9 protein-coding genes are annotated in these 12,348 nt (G+C 64.6%); 6 read left to right on the top strand and 3 right to left on the bottom strand.

Annotation, left to right across the window (positions count from 1 at the left end):
• Positions 1–12: 12 nt before the first annotated feature.
• Both B0E50_RS09935 and B0E50_RS09930 read right to left on the bottom strand, forming a co-directional pair.
• Positions 13–2,481, bottom strand: a complete 2,469-nt coding sequence (locus tag B0E50_RS09935) for an acyl-CoA dehydrogenase (RefSeq protein WP_077441044.1) — start codon at positions 2,479–2,481, stop codon at positions 13–15.
• A 12-nt stretch (positions 2,482–2,493) separates the two neighbouring features.
• On the bottom strand, positions 2,494–3,408 hold the full coding sequence (locus tag B0E50_RS09930; RefSeq protein ID WP_077441043.1) for an alpha/beta hydrolase: 915 nt from the start codon (positions 3,406–3,408) through the stop codon (positions 2,494–2,496).
• 141 nt (positions 3,409–3,549) lie between these two features.
• Between B0E50_RS09930 and B0E50_RS09925 the strand changes: the two genes are divergently transcribed.
• The 5 genes from B0E50_RS09925 to B0E50_RS09905 all read left to right on the top strand — a co-directional run bounded on the left by B0E50_RS09925 (position 3,550) and on the right by B0E50_RS09905 (position 8,176).
• A complete protein-coding gene (locus tag B0E50_RS09925; RefSeq protein WP_077441042.1) occupies positions 3,550–4,128 on the top strand; it encodes a TetR/AcrR family transcriptional regulator in 579 nt (192 codons plus the stop codon).
• Positions 4,129–4,333: 205 nt separating this feature from the next.
• The gene (locus B0E50_RS09920; protein ID WP_077441041.1) at positions 4,334–6,130 is read left to right on the top strand and encodes a phosphoenolpyruvate carboxykinase (GTP); all 1,797 of its coding nucleotides are present in this window, start codon (positions 4,334–4,336) and stop codon (positions 6,128–6,130) included.
• Between the two features lie 145 nt (positions 6,131–6,275).
• Positions 6,276–6,821 carry a sigma-70 family RNA polymerase sigma factor gene (locus B0E50_RS09915; protein WP_077441347.1) on the top strand — a complete coding sequence of 182 codons (546 nt, stop codon included), beginning with the start codon at positions 6,276–6,278 and terminating at the stop codon, positions 6,819–6,821.
• The gene (locus tag B0E50_RS09910; RefSeq protein WP_077441040.1) at positions 6,818–7,258 is read left to right on the top strand and encodes a hypothetical protein; all 441 of its coding nucleotides are present in this window, start codon (positions 6,818–6,820) and stop codon (positions 7,256–7,258) included. Before B0E50_RS09915 ends, B0E50_RS09910 begins: the two co-directional genes overlap by 4 nt.
• Before the next feature lie 15 nt (positions 7,259–7,273).
• A complete protein-coding gene (locus tag B0E50_RS09905) occupies positions 7,274–8,176 on the top strand; it encodes a DUF4097 family beta strand repeat-containing protein (protein WP_077441346.1) in 903 nt (300 codons plus the stop codon).
• Positions 8,177–8,261: 85 nt separating this feature from the next.
• Here the strand turns inward: B0E50_RS09905 and B0E50_RS09900 are convergent, their stop codons facing one another.
• Positions 8,262–9,158, bottom strand: coding sequence for a hypothetical protein (locus tag B0E50_RS09900; RefSeq protein WP_077441039.1), 897 nt, complete (start codon positions 9,156–9,158; stop codon positions 8,262–8,264).
• Between the two features lie 246 nt (positions 9,159–9,404).
• Between B0E50_RS09900 and B0E50_RS09895 the strand changes: the two genes are divergently transcribed.
• Positions 9,405–12,314: an EAL domain-containing protein gene (locus tag B0E50_RS09895; RefSeq protein WP_077441038.1), complete on the top strand. Its 2,910-nt coding sequence runs from the start codon at positions 9,405–9,407 to the stop codon at positions 12,312–12,314.
• The last annotated feature ends 34 nt before the right edge of the window (positions 12,315–12,348 follow it).

The raw sequence follows: 12,348 nt of genomic DNA, 5'->3' as shown, positions 1-12,348 counted from the left end.
TGTCCAGTTCGATTACACCGCGTTGGCTGAGCCTGTCGCATCGGCTCGCGTCTTGAACGCACGCAGCTCATCGGTATCGAAGTCGTCCACCGAGATGAACTCGAACACGCCTTCGCGCACGCGCCTGAGCAGGTCGGCCTCGGCCGCGGAAATCACCCCGGCCTGCTGCGCCTCGGCGAGCTGGCCGAGGTAGTCGTGCGACTTGAACTGGCCGGACTTCAGCGCCTTGCCGAACTTGCGGTCGACCGGCTCGGCGGCGATCACGTCGGGCAACAGCGCTTTCATGCGGCCGATCGTGTTGTTCGCCGTCGGCGTGGTGTAGACCCAGTCAGTGAGACGATCGAGCGCATCATTCGGTGCCGTGAGCAGCGCGGCGACGCGCCGGCCGAGACGGTCGGATGGCGGCACTTCGCGACGACCCAGCGGGAACACCAGCGCACGCAACAGCCACGCCACGGGACGCACGGGGAAATTGCGGATGGCGCCGTCCAGCGCGTTCTGGATCAGCCACATGCACTCGTGGAAGCCCCACGCCAGGAACGGACGATCCGCTTCCGGCCGGCCGGTGTCCTCGTAGCGCTTGAGCATGCTGCTGGCAATGTACAGATAGCTCAGCACATCACCCAGACGCGCCGACAACTTCTCCTTGAACTTCAGCTTGCCGCCGAGCACACCCATGAACACGTCGGCACACAACGCCAGTGCGGCGGAATAGCGGTCAAGCTTGCGGTAGTAGCGACGGGTATAGGCATCGCCAGCAGTCTCGCCGATGCGCGCACCGGTCAGGCCCATCGTGAGACTGCGCACCGCGTTGGAGATACCGAAACCGATATGGCCGAACAGCAGGCGGTCGAATGTCTTCAGCTGCTCGCCGCGGTCGGCGATCGACAATGCCTGCATTTCCTTCAGCACGTACGGATGGCAGCGGATCGCACCCTGGCCGAAGATCATCAGGCTGCGCGTCATGATGTTCGCGCCTTCCACCGTGATCGCGATCGGCACACTGGACCAGCCGCGGCCGGCGTAGTTCTTCGGCCCCAGCTGCACCGCCTTGCCGCCGTGCACATCCATGGTGTCGCTGGCGATCTGCCGCGCCCATTCGGTGGCGTGATACTTGGCGATCGCCGACGGCACCGCCGGCTTCTCGCCGCGGTCGACTGCCGCCGCCGTGGCGCGCGATAGCGCCGCAGTGGCGTAAGTGAGGCCGCCGATGCGCGCCAGCGCCTCCTCGACGCCTTCGAAGCGAGCCACTGCCAAACCGAATTGCTTGCGCATGCGCGCATACGTGCCGGTGGCCAGCGCCGAGGCGCGCATGCCGCCGGTGGCGTTGGACGGCAGCGAGATCGCGCGTCCCACCGACAGGCACTCGACCAGCATGCGCCAGCCGTGGCCGGCCATCTGCGGGCCGCCGATCAGCACCGACAGCGGCGCAAAGACATCCTTGCCGTGAATCGGGCCATTCTGGAACGGGATGTTCAGCGGGAAGTGACGACGGCCGATCTGCAGCCCCGGAGTGGAACGTGGCAGCAGCGCCAGGGTAATGCCGAGATCCTCCTTGTCGCCGAGCAGGTGCTCGGGGTCGTACATGCGGAAGGCCAGCCCGACTACCGTGGCGACCGGCGCCAGCGTGATATAGCGCTTGTCGAAGGTCAGCTTGATGCCGAGCGTCTCGACGCCATCGACGACCCGCCTGCAGACGATGCCGATGTCGGGGATCGAGGTGGCGTCGGAGCCGGCATACGGGCCGGTCAGCGCAAAGCAGGGAATTTCCTCGCCCACGGCCAGGCGCGGCAGGTAGTGGCTCTTCTGCTCGTCGCTGCCGTAGTGCAGCAGCAGCTCGGCCGGCCCGAGCGAGTTCGGCACCGCCACCGTCGAGGCCACCGTGGCCGACATGCTGTTGAGTTTCTGCAGCACCGCCGAATGCGCCAGCGCGGAGAATTGCAGGCCGCCGTACTGCTTCGGGATGATCATGCCGAAGAAGCGATTTTTCTTGATGAAGTCCCACACGTTCGGCGGCAGGTCGGCCAGCTCGTGGGTGATCTGCCAATCGTCGATCATCCCGCACAGCTCTTCCACCGGACCATCGAGAAAGGCCTGTTCCTCCACGCTCAGCTCGGGCTTCGGCTGCTTCAGCAGCTCGTGCCAGTCCGGCTTGCCGGAGAACAGCTCACCCTCGAAACCGACCGTGCCCGCCTCCAGGGCGGTCTGCTCGGTCTCCGACAGCTTCGGCGTGACCTTGGCAAACATTTTCAGCAGGGGCGCGCTGATCTGGCGGCGACGGAAATCCGGCAGCAGCAGCGGAACGGCAATCGCCGCCTCGACGATCAGCAGGATGAGCATTGTCCATATCGCTCCGGCCAGCAGGCCGACCACCAGCGTGGCTGCGATCGTGGCGATCGCCCAGATGCGCAGGCTGGTGCGGTGGTAGGCACAGGCACCGGTGGCTATCAGCGCCGCCAGCAGGGTCAGTATCACGGACATCTCAGCACCTCATCACGGTTGAACAGCGCCGGCACGCAACCGGTCAGCTGATGGATCCAGACTTTGCACGAAGCGCACGACTTCGCGCGTGAACGCATCATTCGCATCGCCCGCCACCATGTGGGTGGCATGCGACAGTTCCACATGCTGCGCATGCGGCACCAATTGCAGGAATTCGTCGACGGTGGTGCGCGACACCACATCGCTGCGCGCGCCAGACAGCAGCAGCACGGGCACATCGATTTTCGCCGCCGCCGCCTGCAGGAGCGGCTGGTAACGTTCGCTCTCCTGCACCAGGTCGCCGGCCAGCAGGGCCGGGTCCCAGTGCCAGCGCAGGCGGCCATCGGCGCCTTCGCGCAGCAGCGGGCGCAATTGTTCCTCGCTCTTGCGCTCACGCCGCTGTGGCAGATAGGCCGCAATCTGTTCGGAAGCCTCGGCGTAATCGGCAAAGCCGTCCGGATGCGCCTGCATGAAGGCAAGGATGCGTTCCACCCCGGCGGTTTCCCAGCGCGGCGTGATGTCGACCAGTACCAGCGCTCTGAATGGTGCCGGGCGCACCTCGCCGGCGATCACGATCCCGAGCAGGCCACCCATCGAGGCACCGACCAGGATCGGCGGCTCCGGCTGCGCCGCGGCCAGCCGTTGCAAGTCGTCGGCAAACTGATCCATGTGGTAACCGCTGTGAGGATCCGCGCCACCAGGTACACGGTCGCTTTCGCCATGACCGCGGCTGTCGAACGTCACGCAGCGGCAGCCTGCGGCAGCCAGCGCCGTGGCTGCACCATTCCAGGCACCACGGGTCTGGCCGAAACCATGCGCAAACAGCAGTGTCGGGCTGCCGTCCGGGCGACGCGTCTCCACCGCCAGATTCAGGTCGGCAACTGGGAAACGGCTGAGGACAGCCGAGGCGTGAGTCGGGTTAACCATACGGTTGAGTATGGATCGCCCCGGCAAGCGCCGTCAATACGTGCGCGTCGCGACCACCTTGTTCGCGGCAAATAGCCATGTATTTCAAACACCTTGCCCTGTGCAGATTACAAACCCGCAGGGTATCGCTACCATACGCAAATGAATGTCAGCAGCAAGCCAGAACGCACCCGCCTGTCGGCCGAAGATTGGGAACTCGCCGCCCTCAACCTGATCGCCGAACAAGGCGTGGGCGCCTTGGCCGTGGAGGCCCTGGCACGCCAACTGGGCGTGACCAAGGGCAGCTTCTACTGGCACTTCCGCACCCGCGAAGCCCTGCTGCAAGCCGCGCTGGAACGCTGGGAGCAATACGGTGAACGCGAGGTACTCGGCCAGATCGAACAGATCGCCGATCCGCGCAAGCGCCTGCCCGAATTGTTCCGCCGCGTTGCGCACGAGCTACAGCCACATCGAGTCTATGCCGCGCTATTGAAGGCGCTGGATCATCCGCAGGTGGTGCCGGTGATGGCGCGCGTGTCGCAACGGCGCATGGAGTTTCTGGATACCGCTTACCGCGAGGCTGGCCTGCCCGCAGCCCAGGCACTGAACCGGGCACGGCTGACCTATGCCGCCTATGTCGGCTTCCTGCAGTTGAACTTCACGCTGGGGCTGCCGCGGATCAACCACGAGGAATTCGACGCCTACGTCGAGCACATGATCGCGACCCTGATCCCAGCCTGATAGCGACACTTCCGCGATTGCATCCGAACGGCGCCAGATGGCGCCGTTTTTGCGACCTCCACCCCCGACCGCCGCCTTTCGAGCCTTCGCCGGCACGATGTCAAAAATCGCTCCCGGCGATTTTTGTTGCGTGGAACCTTGCAATACCAGTTGCTGTAAACTACCGTTCCAGTTCTTTTTTTTCCTAAGACCTTAGAGGAATACGATGGCGAGCAAGCTGGAAGCACTTGAGCACTGGGTGAATGAGGTGGCGGCTCTGACGCGCCCCAAGGAGATTCATTGGTGCGATGGCTCGGATGCCGAATACCGGTCGCTCGTGCAGCAGATGCTGGCCGATGGCACCCTGATCGAGCTGAACCAGCAAACCCATCCGGGCTGCTATCTGCATCGTTCCCATTCCACCGACGTTGCTCGCGTCGAACACCTCACCCTGGTCTGTCACCCGCAACAGGAAGATGCCGGCCCGAACAACCACTGGATGGATCCGATCGAGGCGCACGCGAAGATCGACGCACTATTCGACGGTTGCATGGAAGGCCGCACGATGTACGTGATCCCCTACTGCATGGGGCCGATCGATTCACCGCTGGCCCGCTGCGGCGTGGAGATCACCGACAGCCCGTACGTGGTCGCCAACATGAAGATCATGACGCGCATGGGCGCTGCCGCGCAGGCGCGCATCGAGCGCGAGGGACTGCTCTCGAGCGGCACGTTCATCAAGGGCCTGCATTCCACCGGCGAACTCGATCCCGAACGCCGCTTCATCATGCACTTCCCGGCCGAACTCTCGATCAAGTCCTACGGTTCCGGCTACGGCGGCAACGCGCTGCTGGGCAAGAAATGCCATGCACTGCGCATCGCCAGCCACCAGGCGCGCAGCGAAGGCTGGTTGGCCGAACACATGCTTATCGTCGGTATCGAAAACCCGCAAGGCGAAACGCATTACATCGCCGCCGCCTTCCCGTCCGCCTGCGGCAAGACCAACCTCGCCATGCTGATACCGCCGGAAGGCTATCGCGAGGACGGCTGGAAGGTCTGGACGGTCGGCGACGACATCTGCTGGATGCGCCCCGGAGCGGATGGACGGCTATACGCGATCAACCCGGAGGCCGGCTTCTTCGGTGTGGCACCGGGTACCAGCGATGGCACCAATCCGAACGCGCTGAAAAGCATCTCGCACGACACCATCTTCACCAATGTCGCCGTCACCGCCGACAACCAGCCGTGGTGGGAAGGCCTGCCCGGCACCCCGGTCACCGACTGGCAGGGCCGTGCGTACGATCCGGCCCATGGCCCGGCTGCGCATCCGAATTCCCGCTTTACCGTCAGCGCGAAGCAGTGCCCGACCTGGTCGGAACAGGCCGAAGCACCGCAGGGTGTGCCGATCAGCGCGATCGTGTTCGGTGGCCGCCGCCCGTCTTTGCTGCCGCTGGTGATGGAGGCCCGCGACTGGACGCATGGCGTGCTGATGGGCGCCGCGATGGGTTCGGAAACCACTGCCGCCGCCACCGGTGCAGTCGGCGTGCTGCGCCGCGACTCGATGGCGATGAAGCCGTTCTGCGGCTATCACTACGGCGACTACTTCGCCCACTGGCTGTCGTTTGACCAACCCGGCGCCAAGCTGCCGAAGGTGTTCCACGTCAACTGGTTCCGCAAGGGCAAGGACGGCAAGTTCCTGTGGCCGGGTTTCGGCGACAACCTGCGCGTGCTGGAGTGGATGATCAACCGCGTCGAGGATCGCGTGACCGGCGTCGAAACGCCGATCGGCACCCTGCCGGCCGCTGCCGAACTGAAGCTGGACGGAGTCACGCTCGATCGCGCCCACCTCGGCGAATTGCTCGATGTGGACAATGCCGGCTGGCAGGCCGAACTTGCTGCCATCGGCTCCTATCTCGACAGCTTCACGCCGCAGCTGCCCGAACGCCTGCGCAAGGAGCAGCAGCGGGTGGCCAGTGCGCTCGCCAACGACGTGCAACCGCAGCGCGAAACCGCAGCCTCCTGATCGAACGCCGGCACGGCGCGGGTTCCCGCGACCCGCACGTGCCGGCGTGATGACATCGCCCCGCGGCCACGATGCAAACCCTTTCGCGCAACGGCGCATCCAAGCTGGCAAGATGATCACCGCCTGCCCTGCCATTGGAAGCTCCATGTCGCCTGCCCCGCCGGGAGCCAACGACACCGATGACGTGCACGCCGCGGCTGCCGGTGATCGCCACGCGTTCCAGCGACTGTACCGGCTGCACGTCGGTCGTGTGCATGGTGCGGTCTACCGGCTGGCCGGCTACGACCATGCCCGCGCCGAGGACCTGACCCAGGACGCCTTCATCCGGGCGTGGCAGAAGCTGCCGGGATTTCGTCACGAGAGCGCGTTCGGCACGTGGCTGTACCGGCTTGCGGTGAACGTGGCACTGATGGACATCCGTGCGCGCGGCGCCGATCCGGTCAGCATGCTCGACGACGAACAGCTGCCGGACCCCGGCGAAACCCCGTTCTGCGCTGCCGAGCGCGAAGAACTGGAGCGTGCGATCAGCCGACTGCCGCCGCGCGCGCGCGCCGTGCTGGTACTGCACGATATCGAGGGTTGGCGACATGAGGATATCGGCAGCGAACTGGACATGGCGGTCGGCACGTCGAAGGCGCAACTGCACCGCGCCCGTGGCCTGCTGCGCAAGGCATTGGGAGAAAGCTCATGAACGAATTCGAATGGCACCGGCAATTGCGCGACCTGCGCCAGCCACTCGCGCCACAGCACGACCTGTGGGCCGCGATCGAGACCGCACTGGATGACGTCAACGCCACCAGGTCACCCGCTACACCCGTACATCCGCGTGCACGCCCGGCGCGCTGGGTGGTGGCCGCCAGCCTTGCGGCGTCGCTGCTGCTGGCCGGCAGCATCGGCTGGCATCTGCGACATGCACCGGCGGCAACCCCGCTGGCCGATGCCGCAGCGACACCCTGGAAGCCTGCAGATCCGCGTTTTGCGGGTGCCGCGGTCGAGCTGGACGCTGCACGCATGGAATTGCAGCTCGCGATCCAGCAGGCCCCCGACTCACCCGCATTGCAGCGCCTGCTCGACCGTACCGAACATCAGCAGACACAACTGCGCCAACTGGCCGGACAGGCCGGCTGAACCCCAGGAATGATCATGAAGACCGCCCGCTACGCTCCCCTGCTGCTCTGCCTTTGCGTCGGCCACGCTCTGGCCGGCACGCCGATCCAACTGAACCACGACGCCACACCGAACGTCCAGGTCAGTGTCAGCAATATCGCCGGTACCGTGACCGTGACTGCATGGGATCGCAACGAGGTGCAGGTTGGCGGTCAGCTCGGCGAAGGCGCCAAGCCGCTGGCAATCACCGGCAACAACGGAAACCTCACCATCAAGGTCGAACCGCAGGGCGGCTCCGGCTGGTTCAACTGGAGCGGCGACAACCGCATGGGACCCACCACGCTGGAATTGCACGTGCCCCGGGGCGCCTCGCTCGACATTGGTGTGATCAGCGCACCACTGGTGATCGACGGCATCGATGGCGGCACGATCAAGGTCAACACAGTCAGCGGCAGGGCGCGCATCAATGCACGCACGCCAGCACTGAAAGTCGACAGCGTCAGCGGTGGTATCGAGCTGGCCGGGCATGCCGAGCAGGCCGACCTGCAGACCGTCAGTGGCGACATCCTGGCGCCTGCACTCGGCAGCGACGTGAAATTGCAGACCATTTCCGGTCGCATCCAGGCCGATGGCGGCCCGTGGAAGAAACTCACGCTCAGCACGGTATCCGGCAATGTGCAGCTGAGCGGTGCGATCACTGCCGGTGGCACGCTGGGCATCGACAGCATGAGCGGCAACGTGCAACTGCAACTGCCTGCAAACACCTCCGGCAGCCTGCACGCCAGCAGTTTCAGTGGCGACCTGCGCAGTGATTTCGGTACGCTGGAGAAACCCGAGCACGGCCCCGGCAGCAGCCTGGATGCACGCCTCGGCGATGGCCGCGGCACCATCAACGTCGAAACCTTCAGTGGTGACTTGCGCATCCGCAGGCAGGACTAGGCACAAGCCTAGTCAGGCATCACAAACGAAAACGCCGTCGCGGCAGCGACGGCGTCAGCAAACCGGCAGCCCGGCAATCCGTGGATCAGAGATCCTGGTGATATTGCACGTAGGGTGTACGCGACTGATCCGGCTCGGGGCCTGCAGGCGTGTTGGCAGGCGTGCCGGAAGACCACAGGTTCTGCGCACCGACGCTCAGCGAACCGCGCCACGGCAGGCGCCAGGTCACACCGAGATCAATGCTGTTCCAGCGCCGATCTGCATTCAGGCTGCCTGGAATGCTGGCATCCGGCTGCACGGTGCGACCAATCAGGACCCCGCTCAATGAGCCATGATCGACGCCAAAACTCAGCGCCTTCTGATCCAGCGTATTGACGCCGAGCAGGTTGCCCGGCAGCAGATGGATGCGACCGACGCTGGCACCCAGATCGATTCCGCTGCTGCTGTCCAGAGCAAGCCGACCACGTGCATTCAATTGCGAACTGTTGTCGAAACCGCTCAGGCCGTCGACACCTGGAACGACGCCGGGCAGTACCCGCGGCAGCAACGCGCTGCCGTTGTCAGGCGTGCTGTTGGCGCCGACGCTCACGCCAAGGCTGTAACGCCCGGCCGCATAGGTAGCGCCCACTTCGCTGCTGATGATGCGTAACGGCTGGTTGACCCACGAATGCTGGCTGACTTCGGCATGAGCCTGCAGATTCGGAGCCAATCCGTACTGCAGCCCCGTCGTCGTGACCGTTGCCGCATCAACGGCGCGCAGCGCCAGCGGTGCATTCTGGATCTGGGCATCCGCACCGAGGCTGCGGTCAGCCTTCAGCGTCAGCAGGCGACCATCCGTACCACGCCACAGTGGCACCGTGCCGGGCGCGACTTTCGACGGTTGCGTCAGTAGTTGTTGCGCCACCGCGTTATCGCCGCCCACGGACTGCCCGGCCGCAACAAGCGGCAACAGGAAGATCAGCAGGGCGCAGAGACGACGCATGACTTGGAAGAGCCACTCATTCAAGAACGGAAACAGGCACGCAGTATATCTCGTTTTACATTTTACTAACACCCCCAAATCGGCCCCAACGCACAAAAAAAGGTCCTTGTACGATGCTTCGACCAGTACGACCTTGCGCAGGTTCCTGATCCTGGTGCCGGATCGCTGGCGACAGGGTCGACTTACACGTTATAAAGGCTTTTGACATCGATCCTGCCGGATTGTCCCGGAAACGACCACAGCCCGATGAGCGCCACTCCGACGATACGCCCATCTCAGCCCCCTCCGGTGGCGCGGGATCTTGCGGCCTTGTACGGAGCTGTCGAACAACTGTTCGAGGCAGCCGATGCTGCCAGCGTGATGGAAATCTGCGAGCAGATGCTCGGCAATCTCGGCATCCACGGCCGGCTGCACTGGCGTCGCATGGATGAACAAGCTGACCACCTGCCCGGCGGCAGCCAGCTCGACCTGGCAGAGGATCCCCAGGGGCCGCGGATGCTTTCGCTGGAAACCACCGCCGGGCTGCCGCTGCCTGACGGTGTGCGTGGCCCGCTGTCCTGGCTGGGGCGCCTGGCTGATACCCGGCTGCGCCAGCTTGCCGAGACCAGCCGTCTGTACGAGGCCATTTCGCGTCTGGCGCTGGCCGAGCGGTTGCAGCGCGCTCTCTATGCGATTGCCGAACAGGCTGGCGCCGGGCACGACACGCCCGAGATGATGCATTCGCTGCACGCCATCGTCAGCAGCCTGATGTATGCCGAAAATTTCTACATCGTGCTGTACGACACGGCCACCGACAGCATCCGCTTTCCCTATTACGTCGACATCGCCGACACCGACCCGCCGCCGCCTGATCAGGATCTGCCGCTGCGCGACATGCTGCACAGCCTGACCTGGAACCTGCTGAAGGAAGGTCGGCCGCTGCTGGGCTCGATCGACGAGTTGAGGCAGCAGCTCGGCGACCATTTCATGCTGGTCGGCCCGAGCTGCGAACACTGGCTGGGCGTGCCGCTGTTGCGCGGCGGCAGCGTGGTGGGTGGCATCGTGGTGCAAAGCTATCGCGCCGACACCCATTATTCGCAGCAGGATCTGGAGCTGCTGAACTACGTCGCCCAGCACGTGCAGACTGCGCTGGAACGGCGCGAGGCACATATCGAGCTGGGCCGCCGGGTGACTGATCGCACTGCAGCGCTGCGCGAGGCCAATCGTGTGCTGCGCCAGCAGGTCCTGCAACGCCAGCGCGGCGAGCGGCTGCAGGCTGCGTTGTTCCGCATTGCCGAGCTGGCCAACACTTCGGAGAGCCTGGAAAAATTCTACGCGACCATGCACCAGGTGATCAGCGGCCTGCTGTACGCGCGCAATTTCTACATCGCGCTGCTCGATGAGGAAAGCGGACAACTGACCTTCCCCTACTCGGTGGACGATGTCGACAGCGTGCGGCCGCCACGCGCGCACGGTCGCGGCGCCACCGAATATGTGCTGCGCCACGCCAGGCCCTTGCTGGCCCACCCGCAGGACATTGCCCGTCTGGTGGCGGCAGGTGAGATCAGCCATTTCGGCTCGCCCTCGGTGTGCTGGCTGGGCGTGCCGCTGGTATGGGGCGGCAAGGCAATGGGCGTGCTGGCGTTGCAGAGCTATTCGCCCGAGCACACCTACAGCGAGCGCGACCAGGAACTGCTGACTTTCGTCAGTTACCACATCGCCAATGCACTGCAGCGCAAACAGGCGGCGTCATCGCTGCGGCAGGCCTATGCCGGTCTGGAGCGCCGCGTCACCGAACGCACCCGCGCACTGGCGTTGGCCAATCGCGACCTGCGCGAACAGATCGCCGAGCGCGAGCGCGTCGAGCGCCGGCTGAAATACGAGACGCTGCATGACTCGCTGACCGGACTGCCCAATCGCACCCTGCTGCTGCAGCGACTGGAACACGCCATGCAGCGCTGTGTCGCTAACCCGGGCGAGCAGTTCGCCGTGCTGTTCATCGACCTGGACCGTTTCAAGGTGATCAACGATTCAGTGGGACACCTGGTCGGCGATGATCTGCTGTTCCAGGTCGGCGGCCGCATCCGCGCCTGCCTGAAGACCCGCGATGTGGTCGCGCGCCTGGGCGGCGACGAATTCGCGGTGCTGCTTGAAGGCATCAGTAACACCGGCAAGGCCACGCTGATTGCCGAACGCATCATCAACGAGCTGCAGACGCCGTTCCGGCTTGGCACCAAGGAGATCTTCACCTCCGCATCGATAGGCATTGCGCTGTCCGGCGCGCACTACCGGCAACCGGAGGAACTGCTGCGCGATGCGGATGCGGCGATGTACAACGCGAAGGATGGCGGCCGTCATCGCGCGGCACTGTTCGACGATCGCCTTCGTCGCGAGGCACTATCGTTGCTCGACATGGAGAGTGATCTTCGCCATGCGCTCAGTCGCAACGAATTCGAACCGTTCTACCAGCCCATCGTCGAGCTCGACGACCGTCGCGTCGTCGGCTACGAGGCATTGCTGCGCTGGCATCATCCCGAACGCGGCCTGCTGACACCGCACGACTTCCTGCTGATCGCCGAGGAATGTGGCTGTGCCGAGGCCATCGACTGGCAGATCTTCGAACAGGTCTGCACCCAAGCCGTACGTCTGATCGGCACCGAGGGCTTCATCAGCATCAACGTCTCCGGCCGGCATTTTCGCTCGGTCGACCTCGACCAGCGGCTGCTTGCCTTGTTCGAGCAATACGCCGTGCCGCCCCATTGCATCCGCATCGAGGTCACCGAGCACGCCCTGCTTGAGAACCCCACCCAGGTCAAGCAGATGCTGAAAAACCTGCGCAGCCACGGCATCGGCATCGCGCTCGACGATTTCGGCACGGGCTATTCCTCGCTCAGCTATCTGCATCAGTACCCGTTCGAGACGCTGAAGATCGACCGATCTTTCATCACCGAGCTGCCGCAAGGCGACGAGGAAACCCAGGGACTGGCGCTGGTACGTGCCATCCAGGTATTGGCCGACTCGTTGCAGATGAAAGTGATCGCCGAAGGCATCGAGGAGGAATCGCAGCGACAAGCCCTGCTACGGGTCGGCTGTCGCTATGGTCAGGGCTTCCTGTTTGCCACACCCCAGCCGGCCCGAACCTGGCTGGGCAAGGACAACCCGCTACTGCGAGCCTGAGCGTCGGTGAATCCGGTCGTCGGAGCACCTTACT

The sequence above is a fragment of the Rhodanobacter sp. C01 genome (genome assembly GCF_002001045.1).
GTDB lineage: Bacteria > Pseudomonadota > Gammaproteobacteria > Xanthomonadales > Rhodanobacteraceae > Rhodanobacter.
The sequence above is the reverse complement of the archived record's forward strand: the minus strand, read 5'-3'. Positions and strand labels throughout refer to the sequence as shown.